Here is a 16,691-nt window from a genome sequence, read left to right as displayed (position 1 = left end):
CAGTAAAACAACAATTTTGACAATGAATTATCAGGCGGCGCGTAGCGCGTCCACGATTTTCAGTCGGGCCGCACGCACGGCCGGCAGGAAGCCGCCAATAAAGCCCATCAGAAGGGAGAACAGGATGGTCTTGATCACGATGGCGGAATTCAGCTTGAAGCCGAAAGCCAGTTCGGAGAAGGACTGGAAATTCGTCGTGGAGAAGGACAGGAACTGCATGAAGGAGGCGCAGAACAGGCCCACCCCGCCGCCGACCAGGGCCAGCAGCATGGCTTCGGCCAGGAAAGCAGCCAGGATGCTGCGGCGCTGGAAGCCGAGGGCGCGCAGCGTGCCGATTTCGCCCACGCGGTTGGCGACCGAGGCGTACATGGTGATGGTGGCGCCGATCATGGCGCCGATGGAGAAGATGATGGAGAGCGCCAGGCCCAGGTAGCTGATGAAGTTGGACAGGGCTTTCGACTGGTCCGCATAGAACACCTGTTCGCGCTTGGCTTCCAGCGTGAGGCGGGGATCGGATTCGATGTCCTTCTTGAAGCGTTCGAACTCGCGCGTATCGTTGAGGCGCACGATCACCGAGGAGAAAGCGGTGCGGCGGAAGGCCTGCATCAGTTGCTCGGCATCGCCCCAGATCTCGGAATCGAAACCGCTGTTCTGCGCATCGAACAGGCCAACCACCGTCCATTCGCGCTGGCCAAAGCGCAGCGTTTCGCCGATGCCCGCGCCCACGAAACGGCGCGCAATGCTGGCGCCGGCGATGATTTCGGACGCGCCGGGCGCAAACATGCGGCCTTCGCTCAGTTTCACCTGCGGCCGCATCAGCGCGCCGCGATCGCTCACGCCGCGGATCACGATATTGGAGGGCTTGTCCGAACCGCGCTTGGGCAGGGAAATCAGCACGACGGTTTCCTTGGAGACCAGCGGCTGTCCATCGGCGCCCAGCGCAATGGCGGGATGGCTGGCGACCACCGACGCCTGCTTGCGGTCCACGCCGCTCTGCACCTCGGTTTCCGCCGAGCGGCGGATCACCACCACATTGTTGTATTCGCCCGTGGTGACGAGCGTTGTGCGCAAGCCTTCATCCAGCATCAGCACCGTGGCGAACACGAAGACGACGAGGGCCAGGCCGCCGGAAGTGAGCACGGTGGTCAGGCGCCGCGTCCACAGATTGCGGGCGATATAGGAGAAGGGGATTTTCATCAGCCTATGCTCCGCAAGCCTTCAACGATGTTCACCCTTGTGGCGCGCAGCGTCGGCGCAATGGCGGCCACGGCGCCGACGGCCAGCGCCGCAATGATCTGCTGCAGCACCGTCCATAGCGAGACTTCGAAGACAGGGAACATGGTGCCCATCAGCCTGGCGAAGCCGCTGGCCAGCGGGAAGAGCAGCCCAACGCCCAGCAGGCAGCCGACCATGGCCAGCAGCAGGGATTCGCCGAAGATCAGGATGGTCAGGAAGCCGGGCCCGAAGCCCAGTACTTTCAGCGTTGCATATTCGGACAGGCGTTCGCGCGCGCTCATCGCCATCGTGTTCGCCATCACCGCCATGATGATGACGATGACCACGAAGGACACGACGCGGATCGCCACCACGATCGCTTCGGACATGGACACGAAGCCGAGCTGGAATGCCTTTTCCGTCTCCGTCAGGGTTTCGGCCAGGGAGTTGCGGAACTGGGCGTCGATGGCGTTCGAGATCATGGCCGCATCCTCCGGCTGGCGGATCCCGATTACAAACACACCGACCTGGTTGCCTCGGCGCGGCGCCTGGCGCTTGATCGACTCGTTGATGTAATCCCAGTGGAAGAACATGGTGGCCGTATTGGTGGTGGTCTTGGCGCCGTCGTAGATGCCTCTTAGCACAAACTCCCAGGTGCCGGGATAGATGGTGCCCTTGATGGGGATGACGTCGCCGACCTTGAAGCCGTACTGGTCGGCCAGCTTGCGGCCCACGATGGCGCCCTTGCGGTCGCGCAGGAAGGCGGTACGGTCGGCTTCGGGAAGCAGGTAGTCGCTGTAGATGTCGAAATAGCTTTCGGCGGAGACTGCGAACTGGGCGAAGAAGTTCTTCGGGTCCTGGTAAATGCCGCCGAACCAGTTGGCGTGGGCCACACCCGTTACGCCGTTGACGGCGCGGATGCGCGCCTCGTAGGAAAGGGGCAGGGGGAACACCAGCGAGGTGGCGTTGCGCGTGACCAGCGTGGTGGCAGCCGCGCCTTCCGCGCCGGCATACCAGGCGTTGACAACGGTTTGCAGGAAGCCGAAGGAAATGGTCGCCACCATCAAGCCAAGCACCGTGAGGATGGTGCGCAGCTTGTGGCGCATGGCGTTGCGGGCGATCAGCTTCAGCAGATACATGGCAGGCGTCAGGCCGCTGCGTCCAGCAGCTCGCCTTTTTCCAGGTGGACCAGCTTGCGCGCCTGCTGGGCGGCATGGGCGTCGTGCGTGACCATGATGATGGTCTTGTCCAGTTCCCGGTTCAGCTGGTTGAGCAGGGACAGCACCTCGGCGGCGGAATGGCGATCGAGGTCGCCCGTGGGTTCGTCCGCCACGATCAGCACGGGATCGGTGACGATGGCGCGCGCGATGGCCACGCGCTGTTGCTGGCCGCCGGACAGTTCGTTCGGCGTGTGGTCCATGCGGTCCGACAGGCCGACCATGGACAACGTCAGCTCCACGCGCTCGCGCCGTTCGCGCCGGCTGAGGGACGTCAGCAGCAGCGGCAATTCCACGTTCTCGTAAGCGGTCAGCACGGGCATCAGGTTATAGAACTGGAAGATGAATCCCACATTGGAGGCGCGCCACGCCGCCAGCGCGCTTTCGGACATGGCCGCGATATCCAGGCCGGCGACGCGCAGCACGCCGCTGTCCGGCTTGTCGATGCCGGCGATGAGGTTGAGCAGGGTGCTCTTGCCCGAGCCCGGAAGGGCCCATCAGGGCCGTGAAGTCGCCGCGCTGGATGTCCAGCGTGATATCGGTCAGCACGGGCACGACCTGGCCGCCGCGCTGGTAGGATTTCACCAGATGCTCAATCTGGACCAGGGCGTTCATTTTTTCGTGACGGCGACCGGCTGGCCGTTCTGCAGTTTGTCGGAAGGCTTGAGCACCACCTTGTCGCCCGGTTTCAGGCCTCGCACTTCGACCAGTTCGCCCACCTTGCGGCCCGCCATGACGGGCATCAGCCTGGCCTTGTCGTCGGTCACGACGAAGACGACGGACTTGCCTTCGCGCTGCACGATGGCCGCAGGCTGCACGGCGGTGACGGGAATGCGGTCTTCCGGCGGGACGGCCTTGGACAGGAAAGCCACCTTGGCGCTCATGTCCGGCAGCACGCGCGGATCGCGGTCGTTGAAGCGCACTTTGACCAGCAGAGTGGCCTTGCTGCGGTCCACCGTTGGCACCATGCGCGACACCGTGCCGGAGAGGCGCAGCTCGGGGAAGGCATCGAGCTGGATTTCGGCCGGCTGGTCGATGCGGATCTTCGACAGGCTGGATTCGGAAACGTCGGCCTCCACTTCCAGGGTACCCATGTCGGCAATGGTCACCACCGCGCCCTTGCTGTCGGCGGCGGATGAAAAAGGCGTGATGTTGTCGCCCACATTGGCGTTCTTGGTCAGGATCACGCCGTCGAAGGGGGCGCGGATCACGGTCTGGTCGACCGCCACCTGGGCCGCGCGGGCATTGGCCTGGGCCGCCGTGATGGCCGCGCGCTGGGCGCTGATGGCCGCCTTGGCCTTGTTGTAGCGGGCCAGCGCGGAATCGTAGGCCGCGGCGGCAATGAATTTCTGCTGCAGCAGGTCCTGCGCGCGCTGCCAGGCGTTGCGCGCGTCCGCCAGTTCGGCCTCGCCCTGCAGCAGGTTGGCCTGGGCCAGCTTGACGTTGGCCTCGGCCTGGCCCAGGGTGGCGCTGACGTCGCGGTTTTCCAGGCGCGCCACCACTTCATCCTTCTTCACGCGGCTGCCTTCCAGCACGCCCAGCCACTCCAGGCGCCCGGTGGCCTTGGAGGACAGCGCCGCCTTGCGCTGGGCCACCACATAGCCGGTGGCATTGAGCAGGGTGTAGTTCTGGGAAGGCCAGGCCTGGGCCACGGTGACGATGTCCACATCCGCCTTGCCGCCGCCGACGCGCGCCACGAGCGCCCCGGCCACGGCCAGCACGACAGCGCCGATGGCCAGCCATTTCCAGCGGCGTGGCCGCCGCAGCGGCGCCGAAGGAGTGGCGCCGCGTTCGATCTTCAGCTTTGAAATATCAGGTGCCGCCACATCCGCCTCACTGGGAAGTCGCTATGGTTGCCAATAGTGCTACACAATTGCCCCGTCCGCAAGCGCCCCTGCCACGGGCCGGTCCGGTCAAACGGGCTCGTTCAGCAGGGCGTACAGCTGGCTGGCGCTGACCGGCTTCACGAGATGGGCGGCGAAGCCTGCAGCGCGCGAGCGCTTGCGGTCGGCCGGCTGCCCGTAGCCCGTCAGCGCCACCATATGGGTGGACGCAAAGCCTGGCTGCAGGCGCAGTTCGGCGGCCAGTTCGTAGCCGTCCATGCCGGGCAGGCCGATGTCGAGAATGGCGATGTCCGGCGCGAAGTGCTGGCTGGTGCGCAGGGCGCTGGCCGGATCGGCCGCCGTTTCCACCTGGTGGCCATGCACCTCGAGCAGGGTACGCAAGCCCTCCAGCACGTCCGGATTGTCGTCCACCAGCAGCACGCGGCGGCGCTGCGGCCTGGATGCGCCATCGCCGTCAAGCATTGTAACCGGCGCGGCCCTGGCCGCCTGGGCTGGCCGCACGGCGGGCGCCAGCGGCATGCGCAGCACGAACTCGCTGCCTTTGCCGATGCCGTCGCTGCTTGCGGACACCGTACCGCCGTGCAGACCGGCGATGCTGCGCGCAATCGCCAGGCCCAGGCCAAGGCCGCCGCGCGAGCGGTCCAGCGCCTGGCGCTCCTGGACGAATTTGTCGAACAGCTGCGACAGCATGTCCGGCGCGATGCCGATGCCGTTATCGCGCACGCGCACCACGGCATCGCCGGTTTCCGCGCTGGCGCTGACCGAAATCTGGCCGCCGTTATTGGTGTACTTGGCCGCATTGGTGAGCAGGTTGCTCAGCACCTGGGTGAAGCGCAGCGGGTCGGCCGTCACTTCCATGCCCGTCACCGGCACATCGACCTTGAGGAAGTGCTGGCGCTCTTCCAGCAGCGGGCTCACGGTTTCCACCGCCTGCGCCACCAGCTTCGCCAGTTCCACGCGCTCGGGACGCAGCGTGATCTTGCCCTGGGCGATGCGCGCCACGTCCAGCAGGTCGTCCACCATGCGCACCAGGTGCTGGGCCTGGCGCTCGATCACGGCGTGCTCCTTGGTCAGGGCGCCGATGCCTTTCAGGCGCATCAGCTCCAGGGCAATCAGGATGGGCGAGAGCGGATTGCGCAGCTCGTGGCCCAGCATGGCAAGGAAATCGTCCTTGGTGCGGTTGGCGATTTCGGCGTCGCGCCGCGCGCGCACCAGTTCCGTCACTTCGAAGGCGACCAGGGCCACACGGTCGATGGCGCCGTGGCCGTCGCGGATAGGCTGGTGCACGTAATCGAAATAACATTCCTGGGTTTCGCCGTGCGGACCGCGCGCCAGCATCACGCGCCGCGCACGGCCCTCGGCCGCCTGCCCCGTCGCCAGCACGCCCTCCAGCTCCTCGCACAGGCCCTGGCTCTCCAGTTCCGGGAAGGCCTGGCGCAGCGGCATGCCCAGTACCTCGCGGCCGCCAATGATTTCGCAGTAGCGCTCATTGATCAATTCATACACCAGGCTGGGACCGCGCAGGATGGCAATGGCGGCCGGTACCTGCATGAAGACGGACGCCATGCGGGTGGCGTGGGAGCGCTCGATCTGGCGGATGCGCGAGCGCACCAGCTGGTTATCGACGCGGGTCAGCAGTTCGCGGGCGGAGAAGGGCTTGACCAGGTAATCGTCCGCACCGGCGTTCAGGCCTTCGATGCGCGCTTCCTCGCCGGCGCGGGCGGAGAGCAGCATCACCGGCACGTCGTGCAGGATTTCGCTTTCGTGCAGGGCGGCAATCAGGCCGAAGCCATCCAGCTCCGGCATCATCACGTCCGAGATGATCAGGTCCGGCCTGCTGTTCCCGGCCTCGGCCAGCGCTTCGCGGCCGTTGCTGACGGCGGTCACGCGCCAGCGCTGGCGCAGCAGGCGCGCCAGGTAGTCGCGCATATCGGTATTGTCGTCGGCCACCAGTACGTGGGCGCCCACGGTCAGCACGCTGCGGTCGTCCGCCAGGTCGAGGAAAGGCTGCTGGGGAATGGCTTCGGGCAGCCAGCGCATGGCTTCCAGCGTGTAGGCTTCGCGCGCGCCGCGGTTGCTGGCGTCCGGCTGGGCGCTGATTTCCTCGTCGCTCAAATGGGCGCGGCCCAGCGGCAGCTTGACGGTGAACGTGGCGCCGGCGCCGGGCTCGCTGGCCACTGCTATGCTGCCGTGATGCAGCTCGACCAGGTCGCGCACCAGGGCCAGGCCGATGCCCGAGCCTTCATGGGTGCGTGAGCGCGTGCCCTCCACGCGCTGGAAGCGTTCGAAAATGCGGTCCAGGTGCTCGGGCGCGATGCCCACGCCCGTGTCGCGCACTTCAACCACGGCCTGGCCATCCTGCTCGCGCACCTGGACGGTGATGCCGCCCTCGAAGGTGAACTTGAAGGCGTTGGAGAGCAGGTTGAGGATGATCTTTTCCCATAGTCCCACATCCACCCATGCCGGCGAGGAGAGGGGCGGGCAATCCGTCGTGAGGGTGAGATCCGCACTTTCGAGCACGGAGCGGAAGCTGCTGGCAAGGTCGCAGGTGAGGGCGGCCAGGTCGGTCTCGACGAAGGCCACGTGCATGCGGTTGGCCTGTACGCGGGAGAAGTCGAGCAGGGTGTTCACCAGCTTTTGCAGGCGCAGCGCATTGCGGTGGGCCAGCTGCAGGCGCTCGTGCTGGGCGGCGGAGAGACGGTTCTCGCTGTCTTCGATGGCGTCCTCGATGGGCGCCAGCATCAGCGTGAGCGGCGTGCGGAACTCGTGGCTCACATTGCTGAAGAAAGCCGTCTTGGCGCGGTCCAGCTCCGCCAGCGCTTCGGCGCGGCGCCGCTGCTCTTCGACGGCGGTGGCGTTCTGCAGCGCGGCGCCGAACTGGCCCGCCACCATCTCGAGAAAACTGCGATAGTGTTCATCGAGCCGGCACGCGGGGCTGACACCCAGCACCAGCACGCCCGCATCATGCGCCTGGCCGGGCAGTACCAACGGCAGGGCAAGGGCTTCGTTCACGCGCTGCCTGGCGGGGCCGGGCGGCAAGTCCTGCAGATGGCCGACGCGCAGCAGTTCAGCGGCGCCGGCCAGCGTCATCTGGTCCGGCAGCGGCGATGGAGCGGGCAGGCGAACCGTTTGCTGCGCGCGTGCGGGGCCGCCTTCCCCGTCGCATAAATACAGGGCGGCGAAGGGAATATCGTTCGGATTGGCGGCGATGGCGGCCATCGCGCTGTCGCAGGCGCTGGCTATGGTGTGCTCGCCCAGCGCAGAAGCGGACAGCGACGACAGGGTCGCCAGCCGGCGTGCATTCAGCTTGCTGCTGGTGACATCCGCGGACGGGCAGAACAGCCCGCCCACGCCGCCCGTTTCATCCACGATCGGGCTATAGGAAAACGTGAAGTACTTCTCTTCCAGCCAGCCGCCGCGGTTCATGAACAGCTGCTCTTCGCCGACATAGGTGGCCTCGGCCTGTTGGAAGACCTTGTCGACCAGCGGCTGGCAATAGTCCCAGATCTCGGACCACACTTCGCTGGCAGGCCGGCCGAGCGCCCACGGATGCTTGGCCTCGCCCAGCACCGCAATATAGGCGTCGTTGTAGAGGAAAGTCGTTTCCGGTCCCCCAGCCGATCCAGATCGGGTGGGTGGTGTTGAGCATCAGGCTGACGGTGGTGCGCAGGCTTTGCGGCCAGTTCTCCAGCGGCCCGAGAGGCGTGGCCGACCAGTCGAATTCCCCGATCAGACGGCCCAGCGTACCGGGGGCGGCAAGAAACTGCGGAAGTTGGCTCACGTTGTTACCGTCTTTATCAATCCAATGGACGAACAGCTACTGTATGACAGGAATGCACCACGGACAAGCGGGGGGTTTGACAGCAGCGGCCCATGCAAAGGATACTTGTCCGATCTGCTGCCGAAGCCTGAATTCATTGTGCATTCACCTGCTTTTCCAATCCGCAAAGAGTGTCCGCCCGGCGCCTGCGTGTGCGAGCGCGAATCGCTGCTGGGCGACCCGCAAGCCGACCTGCGCATCCTGCGACTGACGAAGGAGGAGGAGAAACGGCTGGTCGAAAGAATCGAGGCCATTGCCACCTACGCGGAATTGATGCGTATTGGCCAGCGCTTGGAGGAACAGTTGGGCATAAACGTAAGCATACTGCCGGGTACGAACGAAGTGCGCACGGTACGCGGTTTCCAGATCGAGCTGGAACAGAAACCTGGCCTGTGCCGCAAGACGCGGCAAGCCATTCCCGCAGCAATTCGCCGTTGCCTGGACAAACACCCCGAGATCGCCTGGGCGATTCTTAATGCCAACGATTTGCTTTCAGGACTGTGATAAAGTTGCCTGATCCTTTCGAGGGGAGGCAGACATGTGTGCATATCGCAGGCGGGACTTCCTCAAACATGCCGGCTGGGCCGGCGCGGCCTCGGTCCTCGGCGGCCATGGCCTTGCAGCGCTGGCGGACACGGCGCGAATAAAATTGCCGTTCGACAACGGCGAGCGCGAGTTGGCGGCGTTTCCGCAGAAGCGTCCCCTGATCGTGCTGACCAGCAGGCCGCCCCAGCTGGAAACACCTTTCGCAGTCTTCAGTGAAGGTGTGCTGACTCCCAACGATGCCTTCTTCGTGCGCTACCACTGGAGCGCGATTCCCACCTCCATCGATCCGGACGCATACCGGCTCAAGGTGGGCGGGCACGTGAACACGCCGCTGGACCTGTCGCTGGCGGATCTGCGCCAGCTCGGCGACGCGGTGGAGATCGTGGCCGTCAACCAGTGCTCGGGCAACAGCCGCGCGCATTTCGCGCCGCGCGCCAATGGCGGCCAATTGTCGAATGGTGCGATGGGCAATGCGCGCTGGAAGGGTTTGCCGCTCAGGACCCTGCTGGAGAAGGCCGGCGTGAAGGCGGGCGCGGTGCAGGTGGCCTTCAACGGCCTGGATACGCCGCCGGCCGGCGACGGTCCGGATTTCGTCAAGGCGCTGAACATCGACCATGCGCTGGATGGCGAGGTGATGCTGGCCTGGCAGATGAATGGCGCCGATCTGCCCATGCTCAACGGCTATCCATTGCGCCTGGTGGTGCCGGGTTATTACGGCACTTACTGGATCAAGCATCTGTCCGACATCACGGTGCTGGATAAACCGTATGACGGTTTCTGGATGGCCTCGGCCTACCGCATTCCGGACAATCCCTGCGCCTGCGTGCAGCCAGGCACCGCGCCGGCGCGCACGGTGCCGATCGCGCGCTTCAATGTGCGTTCCTTCATCACCAGCCTGCCGGACGGCGCCCGGGTGAAGGCGGGCAAGGCGCTGGTGGTCAAAGGAATTGCCTTCGACGGCGGCCAGGGTATTACCGAAGTCGCCTTCTCCGCCGACGGCGGCAAGACCTGGCAAGCGGCCACGCTGGGCCAGGACCTGGGGCGCTATTCCTTCCGCGAATGGAGCGCGCCGTTCAAGCCGTCCAAAGGCACGCATGAGCTGATGGTGCGCGCAGTCAACCGCATCGGACAGAGCCAGCCGATGGCGGGGCTGTGGAATGCGGCGGGCTATATGCGCAATACCGTTGAAACCACGCGCATCGTGGCGGCCTGAGGGAGGGACCATGAAAGCTTTGCTTGCTCTTGCTCTTGCCGCCGGCTGCTGCGTGGCTTCGGCCGCCGAGATCGTGCTGCCACCCGAAACGGCCGCGTACAAGCCCAGCCAGCTGCCGGGCTATCAGCTGGTGCAGACCAACTGCCTGCTGTGCCATTCCGCGCACTACTCCCAGATGCAGCCGCCATCGTCGGCGCGGGCCTACTGGGAGGCGACCGTGAAGAAGATGAAGAAACCGTTCGGCGCACAGTTCGCTGATGAGGATATTCCCGCCATGGTCGACTACCTGGTCAAGACTTACGGCGCCGAGAAAGCCAAATAGAACCAAAGGCGTAAAACAGGTGTCAGCCACGATGTGGCTGACACCAGGTTTTGGCCGTGGGTTTACAGCAAGCGCCGCCAGCACGCATGCGCTACAATCTCACGTTTCCCCGTAGATAAAGCTGTCCGAATGACCATCCCACCGCAAATCCTGCAGGCGCTCGACCGCGCCGACTCGTCCTGGCACGCCGTTTTGAAAGACGGACTGGAAGCGATGGCGAAGGCGAACCCGTCCTATCTGCCCGAGCTGGCGCTGGATAGCTACCTGCCTACCGAGCTGCGCCTCTTCGCGGCCTTCTCCCAGCCGCTGGACAAGGTGCGCTATGTGCTGGTCGGCGAGGGCCCTTATCCGCGCGCCGAGAGCGCGACCGGCGTCTGCTTCATGGATGGCGCGGTGAAGGGCTTGTGGTCGGACGAGGAGGGCGGGGGGCTGTCGAAGCCCGTCAACAAGGCGACCTCGCTGCGCAACTTCATGAAAATGCTGCTGGTCGCCGATGGCCAGCTTAGCGAGGACAAGACCAATGGCGAAGCGCTGGCTGCCGTGGCCAGCCGCGCCCGCTCCGGTGCAGCGATCCAGACCCTGGCCGAGGTGCAGCAGCGGCTGATCGGGCACGGGTTCCTGCTGCTGAATGCATCGCTGGTGTTTCGCCCGCACGTGGCGCCCGTCAAGGATGCGAAAGCCTGGCTGCCTTTGTTCGAGACCGTGCTGCGCGCGCTGGCCGCGAAGCAGCCGACGTTAGTGCTGTGGGGGAAGATTGCGGAGCAGCTCAACAAGCTGCCGGAGGTGCAGGCGCTGCCGCAGATCGCCTGCGAGCATCCGTACAATGTGTCGTTTATTGCCAATAAGCAAATGCACGCGTTGTTCGGGCCAATGAAGTTGTTGAAGCCAACAATGGCGGCGGATCAATATTTTGGCCCCGCAGGGGCTGTAGGGCGATCATTGATCCGCCGAATGCATGCGCCCCCACAGGCGCTTCGAAGCGCGTCTGACAAGGAAATCCCAAGTCTGTTATACTTGACTAAATCGTTCAAGTAATCGGGAAATGAATCTCGTGAACAGAACGATATTTTAACTGAGTTGAACCGAGGTTGTGATGCGTCTGACTACCAAAGGCCGTTTTGCTGTGACTGCGATGATTGACCTGGCCATGCGCCAGGGCAAGGGTCCTGTGACGCTCTCTGGCATCAGCCAGCGGCAGTCGATATCGCTGTCCTATCTTGAGCAGCTGTTCGGCAAGCTGCGCCGCCATGAAATCGTGGAATCGATCCCGCGGCCCGGGCGGCGGCTACAGCCTGGCGCGCCGGGCGGACAAGGTAACGGTGGCCGACATCATCATCGCCGTCGATGAGCCGCTCGATGCAACCCAGTGCGGCGGCAAGGAAAACTGCCACGGCGCCGATCACGCGAGCGGCGCCCGCTGCATGACCCACGAACTGTGGGCCACCCTGAATGAAAAAATGGTCGACTACCTGGATTCCGTGTCCCTGCAAGACCTGGTCGATCAGCAAAAAGCAAAGAACGCTGAACAGAATGTCGTGGTCATGCACCGCAACAATCAGGCAGCCCTCGGTTAACCGAATTGGAGTAAATAGATGAACGCCCCCGAAAAGAATGTCGCCCAGGTAGCACCGGTAGAGTTCCACACTGCACCGCACTTCCCGATCTACATGGACTACTCGGCCACCACGCCGATCGATCCACGCGTTGCGGACAAAATGATTCCTTACCTGCGCGAACAATTCGGCAACCCGGCCTCCCGCAGCCATATGTACGGCTGGACCGCGGAAGCGGCCGTGGAAGAGGCGCGCGGCCATGTGGCCGCCCTGATCAACGCCGACCCGCGCGAGATCATCTGGACCTCCGGCGCCACCGAATCGAACAACCTCGCCATCAAGGGCGCGGCCAACTTCTACAAGACCAAGGGCAAGCACATCATCACCGTGAAGACCGAGCACAAGGCAGTGCTGGACACGGTGCGTGAACTGGAACGCCAGGGCTTCGACGCCACCTACCTGGACCCGCAGGATAATGGCCTGGTTTCCGTCGAGCAGATCGCTGCCGCCGTGCGTCCGGACACCATTCTGGTCTCCGTGATGATGGTCAATAACGAAATTGGCGTGATCCAGCCGATCAAGGAAATCGCCGCCTTCTGCCGCAGCAAGGGCATCATCTTCCACTGCGACGCCGCCCAGGCCACCGGCAAGATCAAGATCGACCTGCAGGACCTGAAAGTGGACCTGATGACCTTTACCGCCCACAAGACCTACGGTCCGAAAGGCATTGGCGCGCTGTATGTCTGCCGCAAGCCGCGCGTGCGCATCGAAGCGCAGATGCATGGCGGCGGCCATGAGCGCGGCCTGCGCTCCGGCACGCTGCCGGTGCACCAGATCGTGGGCATGGGCGAAGCCTTCCGCCTCGCCAAGGAAGAGATGGACAGCGAAACCAGCCGCATCAAGGCGCTGCGCGACCGTCTGGCCAAGGGCCTGCAGGAAATCGAAGAGACTTACGTCAATGGCGACATGGAACACCGCGTGCCGCACAACCTGAACGTGAGCTTCAACTTCGTGGAAGGCGAATCGCTGATCATGGCCGTGAAGGACATCGCCGTGTCCTCCGGTTCGGCTTGCACTTCGGCTTCCCTGGAACCATCTTATGTGCTGCGTGCCCTGGGCCGCAGCGACGAACTGGCGCACAGCTCCATCCGTTTCACCATCGGCCGCTTCACCACCGAGAAGGACATCGACTTTGCCGTCGAACTGCTGAAGTCCAAGGTGGGCAAGCTGCGCGAGCTGTCCCCGCTGTGGGAAATGTACAAGGACGGGATCGACCTGAACTCGATCCAGTGGGCCGCGCACTAAGCGCGAAGCGTGACCAATTAAACTAGGAGCATCAAATGTCTTACTCGGAAAAAGTTCTCGACCACTACGAAAACCCGCGCAACGTCGGTTCCTTTGAAAAGGGCGACGATACCGTAGGTACGGGCATGGTCGGCGCACCGGCTTGCGGCGACGTGATGAAGCTGCAGATCAAGGTCGGCGCCGACGGCAAGATCGAGGACGCAAAGTTCAAGACCTACGGTTGCGGTTCGGCGATCGCTTCCAGCTCGCTGATCACCGAATGGGTGAAGGGCAAGTCGCTGGACGAAGCACTGGCCATCAAGAACACCCAGATCGCTGAAGAACTGGCCCTGCCGCCAGTGAAGATCCACTGCTCCATCCTGGCGGAAGACGCCATCAAGGCAGCTGTGAACGACTACAAGGCAAAGCACGGCGCTTAATCTGCACCAGGCAGCCGCGGAGGAATTATGGCAATCACATTGACCGAAAAAGCAGCCAAGCATATCAACCGCTATATGGAGCGCCGCGGTAAGGGCATCGGCCTGCGCTTTGGCGTTCGCACGACCGGCTGCTCCGGTCTGGCCTACAAACTGGAGTACGTGGACGAAAAGGCGGACGAGGATGCAGTCTTCGAGTCGCATGGCGTGAAGGTTTTCGTTGATCCGAAAAGCCTGCCGTACATCGATGGCACGGAGCTGGACTTCGCCCGCGAAGGCCTGAACGAAGGCTTCAAGTTCAACAACCCGAACGAGAAAGACGCCTGCGGCTGCGGCGAAAGCTTCCGCGTATAAGCATCGTGCAAAACCACTTCGACCTCTTCCATCTTCCCCAGCAATTCGCCGTCGATATGGCCGCCCTGGATGCGGCCTATCGCGAGGTGCAGGCCCAGGTCCATCCCGACCGCTTTGTGAACGCGACCGATGCAGAAAAGCGCGTCGCCATGCAATGGGCCACGCGCGCCAACGAGGCTTACCAGACGCTGAAGAACCCGCAAAAGCGCGCGACCTACCTGTGCGAGCTGAATGGCACGGACTTGAAGGTCGAGTCCAACACGGCCATGCCGATGGACTTCCTGATGCAGCAGATGGAGTGGCGCGAGGAGCTGGAAGAGGCGCGCGCCAACAAGGACGGCGATCTGCTTGACAAGCTGGATGGCCAGCTGCGCGCAGCGCGCAAGCAGCAGCTGCACGATGTCGAGCAGCATCTGAACGAGCGTGATTTCCACGCGGCCGCCACCGGCGTGCGGGCGCTGATGTTCCTCGAAAAATTCGGCGAAGAAGTCCGCTTCGCTTACGACGCGCTTGAGGCCTGAGCCTCGGCGTAGAAAAAACAAGACAGGTTTCACAATGGCTCTTCTGCAGATTTCCGAACCGGGCATGTCCACCGCCCCGCACCAGCATCGCCTGGCGGTAGGCATTGACCTCGGCACCACCAACTCGCTGGTTGCGACCGTGCGCAGCAGCATCCCCGAAGTGTTGAACGACGAGGATGGCCACCCGCTGCTGCCTTCCGTGGTGCGTTATCTGCCGAATGGCCACGCCAATATCGGCTACAAGGCCCAGGTCCACCAGACCACCGATCCGAAGAACACCGTGGTGTCCGTGAAGCGTTTCATGGGCCGCGGCCTGAAGGACATCGCCTACGCCGAGAACCTGCCTTACGACTTTGTCGATGGTGACCGCGAGAGCGGTCACGGCATGGTCAAAATTAAGACCGTGGCCGGCGTAAAATCGCCGGTCGAAGTGTCGGCCCAGATCCTGGCCACGCTGCGCCAGCGCGCCGAAGATGCATTGGGCGACGACCTGGTGGGCGCCGTGATCACGGTGCCGGCTTATTTCGACGAAGCCCAGCGCCAGGCCACGAAAGACGCGGCCCAGCTGGCGGGCCTGAACGTGCTGCGCCTGCTGAGCGAACCGACTGCCGCGGCCATTGCCTATGGCCTGGATAATGAGTCCGAAGGCCGATTTGCGGTCTATGACCTGGGCGGCGGCACCTTCGACATCTCCATTCTGAAGTTGACCAAGGGCGTGTTCGAGGTGCTGTCCACCGGCGGCGATTCCGCGCTGGGCGGCGACGACTTCGACCACCGCCTGTTCTGCTGGATTCACGAGCAGGAAAAACTGTCCCCGCTGAACGACGAGGATACGGCGACGCTGATGGTAAAGGCGCGCGAAGCGAAGGAACTGCTGTCGACCAAGTCCGAAGTGACCGTGGATGCGGCCCTGCGCTCCGGCGAGGAAGTGCACATCACGATCACGGCCGAGAAATTCGCCGAGATCACGAAGCACCTCGTCGCCAAGACCATGAACGCTGTGAAGAAAGCCTTGCGCGACGCCGACCTCGATGCCGACGATATTGACGGCGTGGTGATGGTGGGCGGCGCCACGCGCATGCCGCACGTGCAGCGCGCCGTGGGCGAATACTTCCACACCATCCCGCACGCGAACATCGATCCGGACAAGGTGGTGGCGCTGGGCGCCGCCATCCAGGCCAATCTGCTGGCGGGCAACCGTGCGCCGGGCGATGACTGGCTGCTGCTGGATGTGATCCCGCTGTCGCTGGGCATTGAAACCATGGGCGGCCTGGTCGAGAAGATCATCCCGCGCAATTCCACCATTCCTTGCGCCCGCGCCCAGGAGTTCACCACCTTCAAGGACGGGCAAACCGCGCTGGCTGTGCACGTGCTGCAGGGTGAGCGCGAACTGGTGAGCGATTGCCGCTCCCTGGCGCGCTTCGAGCTGCGCGGCATTCCGCCGATGGCGGCCGGCGCGGCGCGCATCCGCATCACCTACCAGGTGGACGCGGACGGCCTGCTGTCCGTCTCCGCGCGCGAACTGCGCTCGAACGTGGAAGCGTCGATCACCGTCAAGCCTTCCTATGGCCTGGGCGACGACGAAGTGGCGCGCATGCTGCAGGAATCGTATGCCTCCGCCGACGACGACATGAAAGCCCGCGCCCTGCGCGAAGAGCAGGTGGAAGCCGAACGCATCATGCTGGCGACCCAGTCCGCGCTGGATGAGGATGGCGAACTGCTGTCCGACGAAGAGCGCGCGGACATCGACGCGCTGATGGCCGCCACGATGGACGTGCTGGTCAAGTCCGGCGGCGGCGAGGCCGACCACTACGCCGTGAAGTCCGCGTACGAAGCGCTGGCCCGCGGCACCGAAGAATTCGCATCGCGCCGCATGGACCGCAGCGTGCGCAAGGCCTTGTCCGGCAAGACGCTGGACCAGGTCGTAGAAGGCTAAACGGACAGGCCCAAAGGGCTGCAGGGCGGATCATTGATCCGCCGAGCTCCGCCGACAACGCATAAACCGAGGAAAAGAAGTGCCACAAATCGTCATCCTGCCACACGCCAAGCTGTGCCCTGAAGGCGCCGTGATCGAAACCGAATCCGGCAAATCCATTTGCGATGTCCTGCTGGACAACGATGTCCATATCGAACACGCCTGCGAAAAATCGTGCGCCTGCACGACCTGCCACGTGCTGGTGCGCGAGGGCTTCAATTCGCTGAACGAAGCGTCCGAAACGGAAGAGGACCTGCTGGACAAGGCCTGGGGCCTGGAAGCGGTGTCGCGCCTGTCCTGCCAGGCCATCGTGGCCGATGAAGACCTCGTGATCGAGATTCCGAAATACACCATCAACCACGCCAGCGAAGGCGGCCACTGATCGCGGAG

At 63.9% G+C, this 16,691-nt stretch carries 14 protein-coding genes and 3 pseudogenes; 11 read left to right on the top strand and 6 right to left on the bottom strand.

The window, feature by feature from the left end:
- Positions 1-30 precede the first annotated feature (30 nt).
- From ACHMW6_RS23690 to ACHMW6_RS23670, 5 genes and pseudogenes are all read right to left on the bottom strand, one after another.
- Positions 31-1,197, bottom strand: coding sequence for an ABC transporter permease (locus tag ACHMW6_RS23690; protein WP_395400434.1), 1,167 nt, complete (start codon positions 1,195-1,197; stop codon positions 31-33).
- The gene (locus ACHMW6_RS23685) at positions 1,197-2,354 is read right to left on the bottom strand and encodes an ABC transporter permease (RefSeq protein WP_395400432.1); all 1,158 of its coding nucleotides are present in this window, start codon (positions 2,352-2,354) and stop codon (positions 1,197-1,199) included. The genes ACHMW6_RS23690 and ACHMW6_RS23685 overlap by 1 nt, the downstream gene beginning before the upstream one ends.
- Before the next feature lie 8 nt (positions 2,355-2,362).
- Positions 2,363-3,047 (bottom strand): annotated as a pseudogene (locus ACHMW6_RS23680) (ABC transporter ATP-binding protein).
- Complete coding sequence (locus tag ACHMW6_RS23675) at positions 3,044-4,258, bottom strand: efflux RND transporter periplasmic adaptor subunit (protein WP_395400430.1); 1,215 nt, start codon at positions 4,256-4,258, stop codon at positions 3,044-3,046. Before ACHMW6_RS23675 ends, ACHMW6_RS23680 begins: the two are co-directional and overlap by 4 nt.
- Before the next feature lie 87 nt (positions 4,259-4,345).
- Complete coding sequence (locus ACHMW6_RS23670; RefSeq protein WP_395400428.1) at positions 4,346-7,846, bottom strand: ATP-binding protein; 3,501 nt, start codon at positions 7,844-7,846, stop codon at positions 4,346-4,348.
- 316 nt (positions 7,847-8,162) lie between these two features.
- Between ACHMW6_RS23670 and ACHMW6_RS23665 the strand changes: the two genes are divergently transcribed.
- The 4 genes and pseudogenes from ACHMW6_RS23665 to ACHMW6_RS23650 all read left to right on the top strand — a co-directional run.
- Positions 8,163-8,600 carry a hypothetical protein gene (locus ACHMW6_RS23665; RefSeq protein ID WP_395400426.1) on the top strand — a complete coding sequence of 146 codons (438 nt, stop codon included), beginning with the start codon at positions 8,163-8,165 and terminating at the stop codon, positions 8,598-8,600.
- A gap of 34 nt (positions 8,601-8,634) precedes the next feature.
- Entirely contained in the window at positions 8,635-9,855 is a 1,221-nt protein-coding gene (locus ACHMW6_RS23660; RefSeq protein ID WP_395400424.1) for a molybdopterin-dependent oxidoreductase, read from the top strand.
- A gap of 10 nt (positions 9,856-9,865) precedes the next feature.
- On the top strand, positions 9,866-10,177 hold the full coding sequence (locus ACHMW6_RS23655; protein ID WP_395400422.1) for a c-type cytochrome: 312 nt from the start codon (positions 9,866-9,868) through the stop codon (positions 10,175-10,177).
- Between the two features lie 129 nt (positions 10,178-10,306).
- A pseudogene (locus ACHMW6_RS23650) lies at positions 10,307-11,062 on the top strand (uracil-DNA glycosylase); the annotation flags it as partial.
- A gap of 142 nt (positions 11,063-11,204) precedes the next feature.
- Here the strand turns inward: ACHMW6_RS23650 and ACHMW6_RS23645 are convergent.
- Complete coding sequence (locus ACHMW6_RS23645; RefSeq protein ID WP_395408795.1) at positions 11,205-11,426, bottom strand: hypothetical protein; 222 nt, start codon at positions 11,424-11,426, stop codon at positions 11,205-11,207.
- On the opposite strand from ACHMW6_RS23645, the pseudogene ACHMW6_RS23640 reads away from it, so the two are divergent.
- The 7 genes and pseudogenes from ACHMW6_RS23640 (at position 11,325) to fdx (ending at position 16,683) form a co-directional block, all read left to right on the top strand.
- A pseudogene (locus ACHMW6_RS23640) lies at positions 11,325-11,751 on the top strand (Rrf2 family transcriptional regulator). The gene ACHMW6_RS23645 and the pseudogene ACHMW6_RS23640 overlap by 102 nt on opposite strands.
- Positions 11,752-11,769: 18 nt before the next feature.
- On the top strand, positions 11,770-13,035 hold the full coding sequence (locus ACHMW6_RS23635) for an IscS subfamily cysteine desulfurase (protein WP_395400420.1): 1,266 nt from the start codon (positions 11,770-11,772) through the stop codon (positions 13,033-13,035).
- Positions 13,036-13,070: 35 nt separating this feature from the next.
- Positions 13,071-13,454, top strand: a complete 384-nt coding sequence (gene iscU, locus ACHMW6_RS23630) for a Fe-S cluster assembly scaffold IscU (protein WP_395400418.1) — start codon at positions 13,071-13,073, stop codon at positions 13,452-13,454.
- A gap of 27 nt (positions 13,455-13,481) precedes the next feature.
- Entirely contained in the window at positions 13,482-13,805 is a 324-nt protein-coding gene (iscA, locus tag ACHMW6_RS23625; RefSeq protein WP_395400416.1) for an iron-sulfur cluster assembly protein IscA, read from the top strand.
- A gap of 5 nt (positions 13,806-13,810) precedes the next feature.
- Positions 13,811-14,326, top strand: a complete 516-nt coding sequence (hscB, locus tag ACHMW6_RS23620) for a Fe-S protein assembly co-chaperone HscB (RefSeq protein ID WP_395400414.1) — start codon at positions 13,811-13,813, stop codon at positions 14,324-14,326.
- A gap of 34 nt (positions 14,327-14,360) precedes the next feature.
- Entirely contained in the window at positions 14,361-16,262 is a 1,902-nt protein-coding gene (gene hscA / locus ACHMW6_RS23615) for a Fe-S protein assembly chaperone HscA (RefSeq protein WP_395400412.1), read from the top strand.
- A gap of 79 nt (positions 16,263-16,341) precedes the next feature.
- Entirely contained in the window at positions 16,342-16,683 is a 342-nt protein-coding gene (gene fdx, locus ACHMW6_RS23610; protein WP_395400410.1) for an ISC system 2Fe-2S type ferredoxin, read from the top strand.
- Positions 16,684-16,691 lie beyond the last annotated feature (8 nt).

The sequence above is a fragment of the Pseudoduganella sp. UC29_106 genome, from assembly GCF_044055365.1.
Taxonomy (GTDB): Bacteria; Pseudomonadota; Gammaproteobacteria; order Burkholderiales; family Burkholderiaceae_D; genus Rugamonas.
The sequence above is the reverse complement of the archived record's forward strand: the minus strand, read 5'-3'. Positions and strand labels throughout refer to the sequence as shown.

What these genes read in the sequence shown, in the direction of transcription:
- ACHMW6_RS23690 (WP_395400434.1), bottom strand. Translation starts at nt 1,197, where the DNA reads ATGAAAATCCCCTTCTCCTATATCGCCCGCAATCTGTGGACGCGGCGC.
- ACHMW6_RS23685 (WP_395400432.1), bottom strand. Translation starts at nt 2,354, where the DNA reads ATGTATCTGCTGAAGCTGATCGCCCGCAACGCCATGCGCCACAAGCTG.
- ACHMW6_RS23660 (WP_395400424.1), top strand. Translation starts at nt 8,635, where the DNA reads ATGTGTGCATATCGCAGGCGGGACTTCCTCAAACATGCCGGCTGGGCC.
- ACHMW6_RS23655 (WP_395400422.1), top strand. Translation starts at nt 9,866, where the DNA reads ATGAAAGCTTTGCTTGCTCTTGCTCTTGCCGCCGGCTGCTGCGTGGCT.
- ACHMW6_RS23645 (WP_395408795.1), bottom strand. Translation starts at nt 11,426, where the DNA reads ATGGCGGCGCAGCTTGCCGAACAGCTGCTCAAGATAGGACAGCGATAT.
- ACHMW6_RS23635 (WP_395400420.1), top strand. Translation starts at nt 11,770, where the DNA reads ATGAACGCCCCCGAAAAGAATGTCGCCCAGGTAGCACCGGTAGAGTTC.
- iscU (WP_395400418.1), top strand. Translation starts at nt 13,071, where the DNA reads ATGTCTTACTCGGAAAAAGTTCTCGACCACTACGAAAACCCGCGCAAC.
- iscA (WP_395400416.1), top strand. Translation starts at nt 13,482, where the DNA reads ATGGCAATCACATTGACCGAAAAAGCAGCCAAGCATATCAACCGCTAT.
- hscA (WP_395400412.1), top strand. Translation starts at nt 14,361, where the DNA reads ATGGCTCTTCTGCAGATTTCCGAACCGGGCATGTCCACCGCCCCGCAC.